This is a genomic window from Spirosoma fluviale (assembly GCF_900230225.1).
Lineage (GTDB): Bacteria > Bacteroidota > Bacteroidia > Cytophagales > Spirosomataceae > Spirosoma > Spirosoma fluviale.
Window position 1 is genome coordinate 348,535 of the sequence record NZ_OCNH01000001.1, and the last position, 15,380, is coordinate 363,914.

General features: G+C 49.8%; 18 protein-coding genes. 9 read left to right on the forward strand and 9 right to left on the reverse strand.

What is annotated here, in order from left to right:
* Window positions 1-22 precede the first annotated feature (22 nt).
* Genes CRO74_RS01465 through CRO74_RS01475 form a run of 3 tightly spaced genes read left to right on the forward strand, consistent with a single transcriptional unit; the run spans window position 23 to window position 1,005 of the window.
* Entirely contained in the window at window positions 23-229 is a 207-nt protein-coding gene (locus CRO74_RS01465) for a RelB antitoxin-like protein (protein WP_097124233.1), read from the forward strand.
* On the forward strand, window positions 222-479 hold the full coding sequence (locus CRO74_RS01470; RefSeq protein WP_097124234.1) for a type II toxin-antitoxin system RelE family toxin: 258 nt from the start codon (window positions 222-224) through the stop codon (window positions 477-479). The genes CRO74_RS01465 and CRO74_RS01470 overlap by 8 nt, the downstream gene beginning before the upstream one ends.
* 25 nt (window positions 480-504) lie before the next feature.
* The gene (locus CRO74_RS01475) at window positions 505-1,005 is read left to right on the forward strand and encodes a Rad52/Rad22 family DNA repair protein (RefSeq protein ID WP_097124235.1); all 501 of its coding nucleotides are present in this window, start codon (window positions 505-507) and stop codon (window positions 1,003-1,005) included.
* Window positions 1,006-1,082: 77 nt separating this feature from the next.
* On the opposite strand, the gene CRO74_RS01480 is transcribed toward CRO74_RS01475, so the two are convergent.
* Both CRO74_RS01480 and CRO74_RS01485 read right to left on the reverse strand, forming a co-directional pair.
* Complete coding sequence (locus tag CRO74_RS01480; RefSeq protein ID WP_097124236.1) at window positions 1,083-3,287, reverse strand: M28 family peptidase; 2,205 nt, start codon at window positions 3,285-3,287, stop codon at window positions 1,083-1,085.
* Window positions 3,288-3,418: 131 nt separating this feature from the next.
* A complete protein-coding gene (locus CRO74_RS01485) occupies window positions 3,419-4,138 on the reverse strand; it encodes a DUF4292 domain-containing protein (protein WP_097124237.1) in 720 nt (239 codons plus the stop codon).
* A 190-nt stretch (window positions 4,139-4,328) separates the two neighbouring features.
* On the opposite strand from CRO74_RS01485, the gene CRO74_RS01490 reads away from it, so the two are divergent.
* The 3 genes from CRO74_RS01490 to CRO74_RS01500 all read left to right on the forward strand — a co-directional run bounded on the left by CRO74_RS01490 (window position 4,329) and on the right by CRO74_RS01500 (window position 7,082).
* Entirely contained in the window at window positions 4,329-5,543 is a 1,215-nt protein-coding gene (locus CRO74_RS01490; RefSeq protein ID WP_097124238.1) for a nucleoside permease, read from the forward strand.
* 108 nt (window positions 5,544-5,651) lie between these two features.
* Complete coding sequence (locus CRO74_RS01495) at window positions 5,652-6,416, forward strand: exodeoxyribonuclease III (RefSeq protein ID WP_097124239.1); 765 nt, start codon at window positions 5,652-5,654, stop codon at window positions 6,414-6,416.
* A gap of 114 nt (window positions 6,417-6,530) precedes the next feature.
* On the forward strand, window positions 6,531-7,082 hold the full coding sequence (locus CRO74_RS01500; protein WP_245877727.1) for a pseudouridine synthase: 552 nt from the start codon (window positions 6,531-6,533) through the stop codon (window positions 7,080-7,082).
* 5 nt (window positions 7,083-7,087) lie between these two features.
* Here the strand turns inward: CRO74_RS01500 and radC are convergent, their stop codons facing one another.
* The 3 genes from radC to CRO74_RS01515 all read right to left on the reverse strand — a co-directional run bounded on the left by radC (window position 7,088) and on the right by CRO74_RS01515 (window position 8,704).
* Window positions 7,088-7,783 (reverse strand): RadC family protein, encoded by a 696-nt coding sequence (gene radC / locus CRO74_RS01505; RefSeq protein WP_097124241.1) that lies wholly within the window; start codon window positions 7,781-7,783, stop codon window positions 7,088-7,090.
* A gap of 151 nt (window positions 7,784-7,934) precedes the next feature.
* Window positions 7,935-8,201, reverse strand: coding sequence for a 30S ribosomal protein S20 (rpsT, locus tag CRO74_RS01510; RefSeq protein WP_012925140.1), 267 nt, complete (start codon window positions 8,199-8,201; stop codon window positions 7,935-7,937).
* Between the two features lie 104 nt (window positions 8,202-8,305).
* Window positions 8,306-8,704 (reverse strand): Dabb family protein, encoded by a 399-nt coding sequence (locus CRO74_RS01515; protein ID WP_097125971.1) that lies wholly within the window; start codon window positions 8,702-8,704, stop codon window positions 8,306-8,308.
* Window positions 8,705-8,807: 103 nt separating this feature from the next.
* On the opposite strand from CRO74_RS01515, the gene CRO74_RS01520 reads away from it, so the two are divergent.
* Entirely contained in the window at window positions 8,808-9,941 is a 1,134-nt protein-coding gene (locus CRO74_RS01520) for a zinc dependent phospholipase C family protein (protein ID WP_097124242.1), read from the forward strand.
* Between the two features lie 108 nt (window positions 9,942-10,049).
* On the opposite strand, the gene CRO74_RS01525 is transcribed toward CRO74_RS01520, so the two are convergent.
* On the reverse strand, window positions 10,050-10,919 hold the full coding sequence (locus tag CRO74_RS01525) for a sugar phosphate isomerase/epimerase family protein (RefSeq protein ID WP_097124243.1): 870 nt from the start codon (window positions 10,917-10,919) through the stop codon (window positions 10,050-10,052).
* A 159-nt stretch (window positions 10,920-11,078) separates the two neighbouring features.
* Between CRO74_RS01525 and CRO74_RS01530 the strand changes: the two genes are divergently transcribed.
* Complete coding sequence (locus CRO74_RS01530) at window positions 11,079-12,275, forward strand: class I SAM-dependent rRNA methyltransferase (protein ID WP_097124244.1); 1,197 nt, start codon at window positions 11,079-11,081, stop codon at window positions 12,273-12,275.
* Between the two features lie 217 nt (window positions 12,276-12,492).
* Entirely contained in the window at window positions 12,493-14,247 is a 1,755-nt protein-coding gene (locus CRO74_RS01535) for a pyruvate dehydrogenase complex dihydrolipoamide acetyltransferase (protein ID WP_097124245.1), read from the forward strand.
* Between the two features lie 142 nt (window positions 14,248-14,389).
* On the opposite strand, the gene trxA is transcribed toward CRO74_RS01535, so the two are convergent.
* From trxA to CRO74_RS01550, 3 genes are all read right to left on the reverse strand, one after another.
* Complete coding sequence (gene trxA, locus CRO74_RS01540) at window positions 14,390-14,734, reverse strand: thioredoxin (RefSeq protein ID WP_012925146.1); 345 nt, start codon at window positions 14,732-14,734, stop codon at window positions 14,390-14,392.
* A gap of 140 nt (window positions 14,735-14,874) precedes the next feature.
* A complete protein-coding gene (locus CRO74_RS01545; protein ID WP_097124246.1) occupies window positions 14,875-15,102 on the reverse strand; it encodes a type II toxin-antitoxin system MqsA family antitoxin in 228 nt (75 codons plus the stop codon).
* Entirely contained in the window at window positions 15,099-15,380 is a 282-nt protein-coding gene (locus CRO74_RS01550) for a DUF4258 domain-containing protein (RefSeq protein ID WP_097124247.1), read from the reverse strand. Before CRO74_RS01550 ends, CRO74_RS01545 begins: the two co-directional genes overlap by 4 nt.

Sequence of the window (15,380 nt, forward strand, 5' to 3'; positions counted from 1 at the left end):
TTTTAACGTAATCTGGTATATCGTGAATAAAGTAATCCATCCCCAATACATTACCGATGAGCATGGTAAACGTGTTTCGGTAGTCTTGCCTATTCAACAGTGGCAGCAGGTTTTAGAGGAATTGGAAGAGCTGGATGACATCAAGCTATATGACGAAGTGAAAGCCAGAAAGGAGCCAACTATTTCGTTGGCTGAGTATAGGCAGAAACGGCAACGGGCGAATGGCTGAATACACAGTTATTTTAACGAAGACAGCGCAAAAGCAATTAGATAAATTACCTGATCAGGTGGTCGATACGCTATTAGACGCCATTGAAAAATTAGGCGAAGAGCCACGACCAGAGGGGTGCAAGAAATTGAAAGGTCGTTCGGGATATCGTATTCGTAAAGGTAACTATAGAATCATCTACGATATTCAGGATGATGTGTTAATTGTCGAAGTAGTGGCAATTAGTCATCGACGGCAGATTTATGAATGAACAAGTAAACAACAAATAAAAACGAATGGAACTGAACGTAATAAATGCCCCCCTTACTGTACATGAAATTGAGTGGCGGGTACAAAGCCAGACCAAAGATGGTCAGAAGATTATTGTGGTGCCCTACATCACTAACCGCTGTGTCATGCAGCGCTTCGATGAACAATTTGGCTGGGCAGGCTGGCAGAATGAAATCAAGGAAATTGAGGGTGGTTTCCTCTGCACGATTACGGCCATTTTGCCCGGTGGCGAAATCGTTCGGAAGACCGATGGTGCCAGCCGCACCAGCGTTGAACCCGTGAAAGGGGGGATCAGCGACGCCATGAAGCGCTGTGCGGTGCAGTTCGGTTTGGGCCGTGCCCTATACGACTTTCCCAAAGTGCTGATCGAAACAACGGATAAGTATATTCCCAACTGGGCTACGCCTTTGCTCGACAAAATGGTTGAAAAGATCAACGCCGGTGGTGCCGTCCGCGACGTGGTGGTTCTCAAACCTGAACACGCCAAACCAACGGTTAAAATTTAGGAAATGGATAATGAAAGATGGATAATGCAGGATACAGCGGTAAACCCTGTTCTACATTATCCATTTTTCATTATCCATTATTTACTGCTTCCCACGGCCGCCGGTCCGGCCATGCCTTGAGACAGGACGAGCAATTTATCACTAAGCGTTTGAATGGCGTTTTTGTACCGGGCTTCCAGATCAGGCAGGTTTTTCGTTGATTTAAGCGACGCTTCATACAACAGCCCCGGCAACATCCAGGATGCGTAGCCGCTGTTGGGATCCGATGACGCGTAAAGTGACTTATACCAACCGCCAAAAGCGTTGCCTTTCGGGTCGATGAACGATCGCTCCAGCAGGCGCAACTCCTTGTTCAATTCTGCCAGTTTATCCGTTCGGCCGCTTTTCAGGTAATTCTGTCGGGCGAGTTCGCAGGCATCGGCGTTCTTTTTCAAATCAGCCACTACGTTGAGAAGGGGATTGATCGAATACGTGGGCGCATACGCCTGAATGGCTCGTTCGGCGGCTTTCAGGTGAACGGCCAGATCCGTTGGGTAGCGGGCTAGGTCATAGGGTACTAGGTCGGCGTTGGCTAGCCGCATGGTCATCGTACCCACAACCTGCTCCATCATTGGTCCCATTTTGTAGGTCGGGTCGGCAAACTTATCGTAGAAATACAGATCGTCGTACTGCGAATGGTAGAGCGTTGGCCCTTCCATGCCTGCACTGAGCGACGGTATACCGATGTGCATGTAGGGTGCAATATGGTCGGAGCCACCGCCCAGATTACCGATGGTTGGTTCGCCCGCTACCTGTGCCGGAGCCGAGGAGCCCGTTACGCGGGTTGGGTTCCCTGCCGCCGTTTTGCTCATCCAGTGCTGATATACCGTTTTATTGGAGTCAGGGTATTGCACGGCCTGCGTAGCCTCGATAATAAGTTTCTTCATGGACGGCGACGCACTGGCGCCAAACGTCCGGCCCGATACAGCCGCGTCGTAGTTCATATAAGCAACAGCCTTCTGCGACAGCTCATCGCGAAACTGTTCGCTCCATTCGGCTGATCCGATTACCCCCGGCTCCTCGGCATCCCAATGGCACACTTTAATGGTTCGGCGGGGGCGCTGACCGGCTTTGGCCAGCTTACCCATCGTTTCGGTCATGCTCAGTAACATGGCTGTGCCCGAGTTCGGGTCGGTAGCACCGTACGACCAGGCGTCGTAGTGGCAACCGGCAATGATCCACTCGTCGGGAAATTCAGAGCCGGTCAGTGTGCCGACAACCTGATAAATGCGCTGAATCGTATTCTCCTGTTTCACCATTAGGCGTACTTTCAACGCGGGTCCGCCTTCCAGTCGGTAGGTGTACGGCAAGCCGCCTTGCCAGCCAGCGGGAACGGGTCTAGCCCCCGCCATGCGTTTCAGGATTTCGGTAGCTGAGCCGTAGGGGAGGGGTGTTACCGGTATTTTGTGCAGGCCTACGGCATTCTGGTCGAGCCGCTTAGGCGTATTCTTGGCGTCCATCGGTAAAGCCGCTTCGCCCGGTGTGAGCGGATCGCCAGTATAGGGCGTCGTTAGTAATGAGCCCCGCTGAATAACGCTCTCGCTGTAATACGGGCCTTCGGGAAAAGTCAGTCCGCGCATGTAGCCGCTGTCGGCCGGGTCGGTGAAGATGATAACGCCAATAGCACCATCGGCCTGGGCAAACTGCGCTTTATAGCCCCGGAAGTTTCCGCCGTACCGGGCGACTACAATTTTCCCCTTCACCGAAATGCCCATGGCTTTCAGTTGCTCGAAATCTTCTTTCCGGCCATAATTAGCATACACCACCTCAGCCGTTACGTCACCCGAACCCGACCAGGCATTGTAGCCGGGGGTGAGTCGTGGGTCGCTGCTGTATTTGTCTTCCTTGAATAGAAACTCCCGGATGTTCAGCGGTTGTCGTACCGGCTCGACCACTTCCACGGCAATCTCGCCGGGGCCTTTGGGTAGTAGTACATCGTGGGGGTAGATGTCTACCTGCCAACCCGCCTTGCGCATGGTTTCGGCAATGTAATCCCGCACTTGCTCGTTTTCCTTCGAACCCGTGATGTGCGGTACACTACTGAGCTTTTCGAGATGGGCTTTGAAAGCCGCTGTTGATTGTCTGGCTTTGAAGTCACTTTCGAGTTTAACCTGCGCGACTTGCCGGGCGGGCACAAATCCACTGAGGGTGGGCGTTGGGCTCGACTGAGCCTGGGCAGTTGCTACACCACATGCCAGAAAAAGCATTCGGTAAGCGGTTTTAACAAGGAGAGGGTGCTGCATACGAATCAGGTTGTCTAATCCTCAAATATCGGAATTCGCTTCGGTAAAAAGCAGAAAAAACAAGTGAATAGTTGGCTCATAAAAAAAGAGCCGTAGACGTTACGGCTCTTTTGACAGGAAATTAGTGTCGATTACTTAGGCATGGCAAAAATAGTCGAATCAATTTTAGGGTTGAAGACGATATTCGACACCGTCATGGTAATGGCACCGGGCATGGCCGGACTGTTGAGCTCAATGGTTGATGGCAGGGTTAATCCCTCAATCGTTTTGAAGTTGCCGTATTGTGATTTGATTTCACCACTTTGCCCCTGTACACTAATGGTGGCTTTGCTGCCTGCCAATTGATACGTTGCTGCATCGACAAAGTAATTGACAACGCCTTCGGGGCGCGTTACTTTCAGGTTAAATACATCTTTGTCATTCAGCTTTTCCTTGCCTACCAGTTCAACCGGGTATTTGTTGATCTTAGCGGTAGCCAGTTCAGTACCAATGATGTAGGTATTGGCTTTCTGTATTTTTACCTGATCGTCGGGAAGGGCCTGCGCACTGGAGCTACCAGCCATAGGGTTAATGGCCCAGCCTTTATCGCCATCAACCACCTGCGTCATTTGCTGACCCATGACGGAGATATCGTTGCGGGATGACTGGCCGATAACAGTTGATACTTTGCCCTTCATGTCCATGCCCATAACGCTCATGCTCTGCTCGAACTGAACCGTTTTTACAGCGGCTATTTTGTCGGCACCGCCTACAGCCGCAATGTTTTTATTAATTACTTCATCGGCCGTCTGCGCAAAGGATAAAGCCGGAATGGCAACAAGTGCCACAAGGGTAATGAGTTGCTTTTTCATGCAAAAAGATTAGTCAGATAGTTCGTAAAGTTACTGAACCTGCCTTGTATAACGTACGGCAAGTAGCAGTTTGGATAAAAAGATTGAAATTCATTTTTGCGCCATCGGTAAGTTTCGAGGCTAGTCGGCTTGCAGGGCTGACGGGCGTTACTTACCTTCATTGGCTTAAACCTTAACTACCTATTCTACGATGCTGTCAACGACCCGCGTCAAGCTGTCCGTCATGATGTTTCTCCAGTTTTTTGTCTGGGGAGCCTGGTACGGTCAGATGAGTAAATACCTCCTTACACAACTTCATGCAACGGGCGATCAGGTTGGGAATGCCTATGCGGCTTTTTCACTGGCCATGATCATCGCTCCCTTTTTCGTCGGTATGATTGCCGACCGTTATTTTGCCGCTCAGAAAGTGCTGGGCGTATTGAACCTGCTGGGCGCAATCGTTTTGTACTTCATCACGCAAAATACCAACCCCGATAATTTTTTCTACCTCATTCTGGCCTACTGCCTCACCTTTGCCCCTACGCTGGCCCTCACGGCGTCCATTGCGATGCAGCAGATGAGTGTCCCTGAGAAAGAGTTTCCGGGTATTCGGGTGCTGGGTACGGTTTCCTGGATTATCGTTACCAACATTGTGGGCTATTATGGTTTCGGCGATAAGGTGACCATTTTCCAACTTTCCATGTATTCGGCGGTTGTACTGGGTGTCTTCTCCTTCTTCCTGCCCAATACGCCCCCCAAAGCCACTGCATCGACGTCGTTCTCCCAGATTCTGGGTCTGGATGCCTTCAAATTGTTTAAAGACCGGTCGTTTGCCATCTTCTTCCTGTCGTCCGTTCTGATCTGTATTCCCCTTTCGTTCTACTACGCCATGGCCAACCCCTCGCTGACGGATGGCGGTATGCAGAATGTAGAGAATAAAATGTCGCTGGGACAGGCTTCGGAAGTAATATTCATGCTGTTGATTCCGCTGGCCTATACGCGTTTGGGCGTTAAGAAAATGCTCATTGTAGGTCTGGTGGCCTGGATTGTCCGGTTTATCTGCTTCGGCTATGGCGATGGTGGTTCCGGCGAGTGGATGCTGTATCTGGCCATCGTACTACATGGTGTTTGCTATGATTTCTTCTTCGTAACGGGTCAGATTTATACCGACAACAAAGCGGGAGAGAAAATCAAATCGTCGGCGCAGGGGCTAATCTCTCTCGCTACATACGGCATTGGCATGGGCATCGGTTCCAAACTATCGGGTATCGTGCTCGATATGTACACCCGCCCGGATGGTACGAAAGACTGGCTGGCTGTCTGGCTTGTTCCGGCCGCTATTGCCGCTGCGGTATTGATCATCTTTGTGCTGTTGTTTTCTGATAAAAAGAAAGCAGTTCCTAATGAAGGTGAATTGGTATCGTAATTAAAATAACCGTAAAGTCGCAAAGGTAAGCGCAAAGAACGCAGGGGATACAAAATTTCACCCTTGCGTTCTTTGCGCTTACCTTTGCGACTTTGCGGTTAGACAACTATGCAACTCATTTCCTACAACATAAACGGCATCCGGGCGGCTATTCGCAACGGTCTGATTGACTGGCTTGCCCAAAATCAATTCGATATTCTTTGCTTTCAGGAAGTTAAAGCCACAACCGACGTTGTCGATTTATCCGTATTCGAACAACTGGGCTATCAATACCACTGGCATGCGGCCGAGAAGAAAGGATACTCCGGCGTGGCGACATTCTCAAAAATAGCGCCAACGAATGTAGTGCTGGGTTGTGGTTTACCCGTTTATGACTGTGAAGGCAGAATTCTTCGCACGGACTTCGGCGATCTGACGCTGTTGAACTGCTATTTCCCCTCCGGCACAACCGGCGAGATTCGGCAGGGTGTCAAGATGGAGTTTCTGCGCGATTTCTATCAGTTTGTCCAGGACCTACGGAAAGAACGACCTAAAGTTATCGTCGTAGGCGATTACAACATTGCGCATACCGCCATCGACATCCATGATCCTGTCCGGAATAAAAACACAACCGGTTTTCTGCCCGAAGAGCGGGCGTGGATGGACAGCTGGTTTGCAAGTGGCATGACCGATGGCTTTCGCTATAAACATCCCACCGATGTAGCGTATAGCTGGTGGAGTTACCGCGCCGGTGCCCGAACCAACAACAAAGGCTGGCGTATCGACTACGCATCCGTTACCGACAACCTCCGCGACCAGATTATCGACTGCACCATGCTGCCCGATGCCGTTCATGCGGACCATTGTCCGGTTTGTCTGAACCTGGATTTATAGGATTAAACTGATTGTCTTGACATGAGAAGACAGCTTTAACTAGAAAATCAGCTAAATCAATTTAATCACATGAATCCTGGGTCTGACTATTTCCTAATCTACAAACCTTACCTCATGCTCTCTCAATTTAGCAAAGAGGGCCATAAGCAAACACTGGCTGATCTGGGTTTCGACTTTCCGACCGATGTTTATCCCGTTGGTCGGCTCGATGCGGATAGTGAGGGGTTATTGCTGCTGACCAATGATAAACAGCTTAACCACCGGTTGCTGAACCCTAAATTCCGGCATAACAGAACCTATCATGTGCAGGTGGAAGGGGCTTTGACGGATGAGGCCTGCCAACGGCTTTCCGAAGGAGTTACGATCTCCGTCGATGGGAAAGCATACGATACCTTGCCCGGAAAAGCCATTCGGATTGAGGAGCCGAACTTGCCGGAGCGAAATCCGCCTATTCGGTTTCGGGCGAGTATTCCCACTTCGTGGTTATCCATTTCCCTGCACGAAGGTAAAAATCGGCAGGTTCGTAAGATGACAGCGGCCGTAGGATTTCCTACGCTGCGGCTGGTACGCTGGGCAATCGAAAGTCTGACCGCCGACGACATGATGCCAGGCGACATTCGGCAGCTTAGTCGGGCTGAGGTGATGCGGGGCCTGCGCTTGTCCTGACGACTTTACAAAATCCCTTCGTCGGCAAAACTATAATAGGCTTTGTCCGTAAAAATCAGGTGGTCGAGAACCGGAATGTCCAGCAGACGTCCGGCGTCTTTCAGCTTACGGGTTAAATCTTTGTCGGCCTGAGAGGGTGTCAGGTTGCCCGATGGATGATTATGAAACAGGATCATGGACGAGGCCAGGTGTTCGATGGCCTGTTTGAAAATTAGCTTCGGGTCGGCAATGGTACCCGATACACCCCCCGTACTGATTTGAACCGGACGCAGGATTTCGTTGGCACGGTTCATCAGCAAAATCCAGAACTCTTCGTGGGGCTTGTCGATTAGGTGCGGAATCATCTCGTTGTAGGCATCCCGCGAGCAGGTAACCCGTGCCCGCTGTGGCCGGTCCTGTTCCTTCCGTCGACGCCCCAGTTCAAGGGCTGCAATAATGGTGATAGCCCGCGCTTCGCCAATTCCCCGAAATTTCGAGAGGTCTTTAATGCTTAGCTTAGCCAGATCATTCAGGTTGTTATTAACGCTTTTAAGGATGATTTTGGCTACATCCACTGCCGTCAGGTCAACCGTACCGGAGTTGATCAAAATAGCAATAAGTTCGGCTTCAGACAGGGCGGCTTTGCCCTTGAGCATGAGTTTTTCCCGCGGACGGTCTTCTTCGGCCCAGCTTTGAATGGTGCCGGAAGTTGGATAGGACATGAGTATAAGTCAATTACGGTGCTGCTTTCGTTTACAAAGTGCACAAAAAAACCTTACCCACAAAAAGGTAAGGTTTCGAATGACTTATATCTGCCGAAATAATTATCCGTTGTTGGTCAACGCCGAACAATTTAACAACGACTGACTGAAATTAAGCTTGAGCCGTTTTCAGACCATTCACTAAACGAGCCAGTTTCGACTTGTTATTCGACGCTTTGTTTTTGTGAATGATGTTACGCTTAGCGAGTTTGTCTAAAGCAGAAGAGACGGCTTTATACAGTTCAACGGCCATTGCGTGGTCGGTTGTGGTACGGAGTTTTTTCACCATGTTCCGGGTCGTAACGTGCTGGTAGCGGTTCAACAGGCGCTTCTTGGCACTCGACCGGATTGCTTTTTTTGATGACTTGTGATTTGCCATTGGTATATAAAATGAGATCGTTGTCGCGATATGAGGGCGCAAAAATAAGAATTTCGGTTGGAACAACCAATAGTTCCAACCGAAATTCTTTGATTTACTTGACCTTACTGCCGGATATCGGCGTTGACAGTCAACGTTTTTTCCCAAATAACGTCATTTTCTTTGACGAACTGTTTGTAGGCTGCGCTGTTCTCAAACGTTTTTATATCGGCTTCCGACTGAAACGTAAGATAATGGACAACGTCATACTCAGAAACGGCCTGGTTTGGCAAAATTGTCTTACCAGACGTATAACCAACGATCTGTGGAATTTCATGCTTTAAGGAAGCAAAACCATTCATATGCTGCTCAACTGCTGCACTTTCGACCCCTTTTTTGAATTTTACACACACAATTTGCTGTTTCTGAGCTTTTCTAGCGGGTGAGTAAGCACCATAGATTGTTAAAGCAAAAGCACAGAGTAACACAACGATTAGGGTATATCCCTTTGACTTGGCATTCATGATATTCGAAGATTTATTAGTTTGACCAAATTTTGTTTTGAATTGCATGGTGCTTTAAGTGAATAGTTAAATATTTTTCCTGAATAGTACCATGTTTTGTCAAATGTACAAACGTTTTATTTGGTTACTAATTTTTGTCACTTTTTTTTTCGCTAATCGCGTTCACGGTAGTCATTTCGCAGCGGGAAAACCGGGTAATCTGTTGCTGGAGAGTGGTGTTATTAGTTCAGAACAGCCCCGCCGGGAGCCGACACTCCGGGGCCATCCAGCCGAACGTCGGCCCGGCGAACGTCGGCCCGGCTGGCAACGTCCACTCTGGGAGCGTCCACTCTGGGGCTTCTTTGCGCATCAGCAGATCAATCGGCTGGCGGTATTTACGCTGCCCGTCGATATGATGGCATTCTTTAAGAAGCACATCAACTTTTTATCTGATAATGCGGTCAACCCCGACAAACGTCGGTATGCAGTTATAGGCGAAGCACCGCGCCACTTTATTGATCTGGATGCTTATCCGGATACAACAAGCGCAACATTGCCTCGCTATTATAAGGACGCTACAGATCGGTATGGCGAAGACTCGCTGGCGTTACATGGGTTGGTTCCCTGGCAGATACAACTCACAAAGTACCAGCTAACGGAAGCCTTCAGGCAACGGGATGTACGGCGAATTCTACGCGTAGCTGCCGATTTAGGCCATTATATTGCCGATGCCAATGTACCCTTGCATACAACCCGCAATTACAACGGACAGTTGACAAATCAACAGGGTATTCATGGTTTCTGGGAGTCGAGGCTTCCGGAGCTGTTCAGTACAAACTACGATTTCCTGACCGGGCAGGCGGAGTATCTTTACTCTCCACAAAAAGCAGCCTGGCGGGCTGTATTCAATGCCAATGCGGCCTTAGATTCCGTATTGCACATTGAACAGCAATTGACGGAGCAGGTAGGGGAGACTCGTAAATATGGTTTCGAAGAGCGAAATGGAATTACTGCCAAGGTCTATTCGGCAGATTTTTCGCGACAGTACCACGAACGGTTACGGGGGCAGGTGGAGCGCCAGATGCGGGCGTCCGTAAAGATGGTCGGCGATTTCTGGTACACCTGCTGGGTCGATGCCGGACAGCCGGATTTACGGACTTTGGCGAAATACCAGCTCACCGATCAGGAGCAGAAAGAAGAAGCCGAAGAAAAGAAAGGGTGGTTGAAGAGACTGTTTAAGGTAAGGGGTGAAGAGTAATCAGAACCGGGATTTATGGGATTCATATGATTTACAGGATTTTGTAGCTATTGCAGAGACCAACAGAATCAGCTAAATCATATAAATCTCATAAATCCCGGTTCTGACTTACACGGCCAGTTTCTTCATATACTCAGCGTCGTTCTTCAGGCTCACCATTGGCGATTCGGCGTATTCTTCCTGTTCAACGAGGAAATACTTGATGCCGCTGTCCATAGCGATACGCAGCGTTTTCTTGAAATCGACATTGCCTTTGCCCAGATCGTTCTGTACCGGCTTGCCGCCCTGTACGGTATAATCTTTAACGTGACACAGCTCGTAGCGTTTACCGTACTTCTTGAGGTGATCGGCGGTGTTTACCCCTGCCACATCAATCCAGCACAAATCCAGTTCGAACATTACGTTCTTAGGATCGGTATTGGCCAGCAGGAATTCCTGCGGAAGTTTACCATCGAGGGGGCGGAACGAATAGTCGTGGTTGTGGTAACCGAATTTCAGTCCGGCCTTGCTTACTTCTTCTCCGGCGGTATTGAACATATCCGCAATTTTCTTCCAGTCATCCCAGGTCTTCTGGGGTCCAATGTAAGGGCATAGCAAGTAAGTTAAGCCAGCACCGTGGGCCATTTCGATGCTTTTCTTCAGGCCGTCGGGCTTTTCCATATCTCCCCGGAAGTTGAAGTGGGTACTGACCATTTTCACGCCCAGACCGTCGAGGAACGACTTCATTTCTTTCGGCTCCATACCCCACAGGAAGCCCTGTGCCCCGCCGAAACTCTCAAATTGTTTGTAGCCCATTTTGGCTAACTCGGCCATGACACCTTTTGGGTCTTTGGGCATTACATCGCGGGCGCTGTATAATTGAACGCCGAATGGGCTAATCAATTTAGCAGGTGCGTTGGCCAGAAGGTTCGTTTGGCTGAGAGTTAAGGCGCTGGCGGTTAACAGGCCAGACTGCTTTAGAAAACTGCGTCGTTGCATGTTTGGTAAAAGTTTGCAGGTTTAAAACGTAAAGATGGGCCGCTTCTTCGTAAAATGGCCTATAATATTTTAGACTGCTTAACTCTTTCCCGGTTTAACAGGGCCTTTTGAGAATGACAAATATCAACAGCGTATCTTTACGGTCTTTCTTCAAGACGAATGACGTTTTCAAAATTATATCTACAGGCCGGACGCGATGAGGCTCTCCGGCGATTTCACCCCTGGGTGTTTTCACGAGCCATCAGCCGGTACGAGGGCAACCTGAACGACGGCGATGTGGTCGAAGTATTTGACAGCAAAAAGAACTACCTCGCCACCGGCCATTACCACGATGGCAGTATTGCGGTACGTATCTTCTCGTTCAATGCGACAGCAGGCGGCCCCGTTACCCCCGATTTGCCCTACTGGACGAAAAAGCTAGCGCACATCCGAACGGTCAGAAAAGCCATTGTGACAGGCGACACAAATTGCTATCGGCTTGTTCATGGCGAGGGCGATGGCTGTACAGGTCTGATTCTGGACATGTACAATGGCGTCATCGTTTTACAGGCGCATTCCATTGGTATGCACCGCGAGCGGGAAGTTATTACCGATGCCCTGAAAGCCGTTTTTGGTGATGAACTTAAGGCGGTATATGACAAAAGTGCCGAAACACTCCCCGATGAATACGGTGCTACGGTAACCAACGGCTATCTGTTTGGCCGTACGCCCGTACCGCATCCGGTGCTGGAAAATGGAAACACATTTATGATCGACTGGATAACCGGTCAGAAAACAGGTTTTTTCTTGGACCAACGCGACAACCGGGCATTGCTGGCCCAGTATGCCGAAGGGAAAAAGGTGCTGAACGCCTTCTGTTATTCGGGCGGTTTCTCGGTATACGGCCTTAAAGCGGGCGCTACTTTAGTGCATTCGGTAGATGTATCTCAGAAAGCAATCAACCTGACGGAGCAGAACATAACCGCCAATTTTGGTGAAAGCGATGATCGACACCAGGCCTTTGCTGAGGATGTCATGCATTACCTGAAAAATCATGATCAGCAGTATGATGTCGTGGTGCTCGATCCACCGGCCTTTGCCAAAAGCCAGTCGGCGCGGCACCGGGCGGTACAGGGCTACAAACGCCTAAATGCGGAAGGCTTTAAGCGGGTGGCCAAGGGCGGACTGTTGTTTACGTTTTCCTGCTCGCAGGTGGTGGACCGTGAGTTGTTCTACAATACGATTGTAGCAGCGGCCATTGAAGCCGGTCGGCAGGTGCGGGTGCTGCATCATCTGAGCCAACCCGCCGATCACCCGGTCAGTTTGTTTCACCCGGAGGGTGGCTATCTGAAAGGATTAGTCTTGTGGGTGGAGTAATTAACACTTAATAAATAGTAGTAACTAAAGCGATAGAGCGGCTGTTACTTAACGAAATACCCTTGTAAGTCGTTTATCTATAACCGCAATAAAGGTTATACTTTGCTTGCTGTTATAGATATTGACTGGTTTCCGCTAATTTTGGGCCTCAACCGGCTCGCCACGCTGGCGACCCAGCAAGTCCTTTCGTATAACCCGATTACATACATAGCTTCTTATGGCTGAATTAATCCGAATGCCCAAAATGAGCGACACAATGACCGAAGGCGTCATTGCGGAGTGGCACAAAAAAGTGGGCGATAAAGTAAAGTCCGGCGACGTACTGGCCGAAGTTGAAACTGACAAAGCAACCATGGACCTCGAAGCATACGACGAGGGTACACTGCTGTACATCGGTGTTGAAAAAGGGGCATCGGTGCCGGTAGATGGCGTTCTGGCCGTTATCGGTGCAGATGGTGAAGATTACAAAGCCGTACTCGACGGATCGAGCGGAGGAAGTCAGGAAGCAGCCCCGGCGGCACCCAAGCCAGATCCGGCTCCTGCGCCAGCCAACAGCGCCAGCAATGAATCGACCTCTAAGCTACCTGATGAAAAGGCCGTATCGGCAGCTCCCGCCGAAAACGTAAACGCGTCGATCATCCGGATGCCCAAAATGAGCGATACCATGACGGAAGGAACCATTGTGGCGTGGCACAAAAAAGAAGGCGATACCGTGAAGTCGGGCGATGTACTGGCCGAAGTCGAAACCGACAAAGCGACTATGGACCTCGAAGCCTATGAGGAAGGAACACTGCTGTATGTTGGCGTAAAAGAAGGTTCATCTGTTGCGGTCGATGAGATCATTGCCGTTGTTGGAGAAAAAGGAGCCAATTTCAAAGTACTGCTCGACGGTGGTTCAAGCGCACCCGCAGCGGGTCAGCAGACAGCCACCGGCGAAGGCGGTAGCACAACGGCTCAGCAGAACCCACAGGCCGATTTGCCCGCCAATGCCGATACGGATTTGTCGTATGCCGGTGGCGAAGGGGATGCCGTCGAATCGAGTGGCCGGGTGAAAGCCTCGCCCTTAGCCAAACGCATTGCCGAAGAAAAAGGCATCAATCTGACACAGGTGCAGGGCAGTGGCCCGGAAGGTCGTATCGTGAAAAGCGATGTCGAATCGTTTGTGCCCGGCAAAGCAGCTCCAGCCGCTCAGCCAACAGCTCCGGCTGCCCAGCCCGTAGCCCAGCCAGCCGCACCGGCTCCTGCTACGACGCCAGCACCGGCACCAGCAGCTCCTGCACCAACCCCCGCCGGGGACTATGAAGATGTTCCGGTTAGCCAGATGCGCAAAACTATTGCGCGTCGTTTGAGCGAGAGTCTGTTTACGGCTCCGCACTTCTACCTAACCATGGAAATCAACATGGACAAGGCAATGGACCTGCGCGGTACGGTAAATGGCCTTAGCCCGGTTAAAGTATCGTTCAATGATTTCGTGATCAAAGCGGCTGCTCTGGCACTGAAACAACACCCCAACGTCAACTCGTCGTGGCTGGGCGATAAAATCCGGAAGTACAAGTACGTGAACATCGGTGTCGCCGTAGCGGTCGATGAAGGCTTGCTGGTACCGGTCGTTCGCAATGCCGACCAGAAAACCCTATCGACTATTTCGGGTGAAGTGAAAGAACTGGCCGGAAAAGCTAAAGACAAAAAACTTCAGCCGAAAGACTGGGAAGGCAGCACGTTCTCGATTTCCAACCTCGGTATGTTTGGTATCGACGAGTTTACGGCCATTATCAACCCACCCGATTCGTGCATTCTGGCGGTTGGTGCCATTAAGCAGACGGTGAAGTTTGAGGGTGAGGTGGCTAAACCAACGAATGTCATGAAAGTAACCCTGTCCTGCGACCACCGCGTAGTGGATGGCGCAACGGGTTCGGCTTTCCTGCAAACGTTCAAGCAACTGCTCGAAGATCCGATGCGGATGTTAGTATAAAAAGGAGGATAAGTGGAGTAAGTTAAATGAGTGTAGTGTGGACTGACTTTCACGTGCTCCATTCATTTTACTTACTCCACTTTCAATCAAAAAGGCCCGTTCGACTAGTCGAACGGGCCTTTTTGATTGAAAACCTAAAAAGTTAGATCGTTGCGGGTTCCATAGCGCCCTGAAGTTTTTGCTCCAGTACGTTTTTGGGAACGGCGCCAATTACTTTATCAACTAACTGACCGTTCTTGAAAATCATCAGCGTCGGGATGCTGCGGATACCAAATTTAGCGGGAACCTGGGAGTTCTGATCAACGTCCATTTTCGCTACTACGGCTTTCCCTTCGTATTCACCGGCAAGTTGCTCAACAACTGGCCCGATCATTTTACAGGGACCGCACCATTCGGCCCAGAAATCTACTAAAACAGGTTTATCAGAATTTATAAGATCGTTGAAGTTCGCGTCGGTTGCTTCTACGGCATGTGTTCCTGCTGCCATGACTGAAATGAGTTTATTTGTTGAACTTGTTTCATGAGCATAAACCGTTTTCCCGCCGTTTAGTTCCGACTTTTACGCCACCTTACACGTCACGCCGTCCATGGCCTCCAATGATCGAAGCAAGGCATCAGGAAGTGCACTTAAGCAGCTTGTAAACGAACAACCTCCAATTCGGCCCCTTTCTCAACGGCTTCCTGCGCCTGCGTGAGCAATCGACTTGTAATTGCATCGTCAAAATATTTTTCACCGCAATTCGTACATATACGGGCCGGAACGTCTTTGAAAACGATAATAGCTCCATTGCGCTCTAAGGTAACGGTTGTTAACCCCGGCTCCGGTGTGCCAACTTTGCATGTTAGACAGATCATCGTTTTTTTGTTTTAAAGTCTGCTTCCCAAAGGAAAACACTTGGTTCGTAAGCTGTTATAACAAAACATTCACCTAGGTCGTCCTGAGCAATCACAATGTGAATAGGGCGGCCATCTACGAAGGCCAAACGTAGAATACTTGGATAAGGTTTGTCATCCTGATAGTCTGCAATCGTTTCGCCCGATTTAATAACTTCTATTACTTCAAGTTGAGTGATGTTCCGCTTGAACATTTGTTCAACTGCATGAAGTTTGTAGGTGAGTTTTGAACAATTCAT

Coding starts and splice junctions, on each gene's coding strand:
- CRO74_RS01470 (WP_097124234.1), top strand. CDS start 222: ATGGCTGAATACACAGTTATTTTAACGAAGACAGCGCAAAAGCAATTA.
- CRO74_RS01475 (WP_097124235.1), top strand. CDS start 505: ATGGAACTGAACGTAATAAATGCCCCCCTTACTGTACATGAAATTGAG.
- CRO74_RS01480 (WP_097124236.1), bottom strand. CDS start 3,287: ATGCAGCACCCTCTCCTTGTTAAAACCGCTTACCGAATGCTTTTTCTG.
- CRO74_RS01485 (WP_097124237.1), bottom strand. CDS start 4,138: ATGAAAAAGCAACTCATTACCCTTGTGGCACTTGTTGCCATTCCGGCT.
- CRO74_RS01490 (WP_097124238.1), top strand. CDS start 4,329: ATGCTGTCAACGACCCGCGTCAAGCTGTCCGTCATGATGTTTCTCCAG.
- CRO74_RS01495 (WP_097124239.1), top strand. CDS start 5,652: ATGCAACTCATTTCCTACAACATAAACGGCATCCGGGCGGCTATTCGC.
- CRO74_RS01500 (WP_245877727.1), top strand. CDS start 6,531: ATGCTCTCTCAATTTAGCAAAGAGGGCCATAAGCAAACACTGGCTGAT.
- radC (WP_097124241.1), bottom strand. CDS start 7,783: ATGTCCTATCCAACTTCCGGCACCATTCAAAGCTGGGCCGAAGAAGAC.
- rpsT (WP_012925140.1), bottom strand. CDS start 8,201: ATGGCAAATCACAAGTCATCAAAAAAAGCAATCCGGTCGAGTGCCAAG.
- CRO74_RS01515 (WP_097125971.1), bottom strand. CDS start 8,704: ATGAATGCCAAGTCAAAGGGATATACCCTAATCGTTGTGTTACTCTGT.
- CRO74_RS01520 (WP_097124242.1), top strand. CDS start 8,808: ATGTACAAACGTTTTATTTGGTTACTAATTTTTGTCACTTTTTTTTTC.
- CRO74_RS01525 (WP_097124243.1), bottom strand. CDS start 10,919: ATGCAACGACGCAGTTTTCTAAAGCAGTCTGGCCTGTTAACCGCCAGC.
- CRO74_RS01530 (WP_097124244.1), top strand. CDS start 11,079: ATGACGTTTTCAAAATTATATCTACAGGCCGGACGCGATGAGGCTCTC.
- CRO74_RS01535 (WP_097124245.1), top strand. CDS start 12,493: ATGGCTGAATTAATCCGAATGCCCAAAATGAGCGACACAATGACCGAA.
- trxA (WP_012925146.1), bottom strand. CDS start 14,734: ATGGCAGCAGGAACACATGCCGTAGAAGCAACCGACGCGAACTTCAAC.
- CRO74_RS01545 (WP_097124246.1), bottom strand. CDS start 15,102: ATGATCTGTCTAACATGCAAAGTTGGCACACCGGAGCCGGGGTTAACA.
- CRO74_RS01550 (WP_097124247.1), bottom strand. CDS start 15,380: ATGAATTGTTCAAAACTCACCTACAAACTTCATGCAGTTGAACAAATG.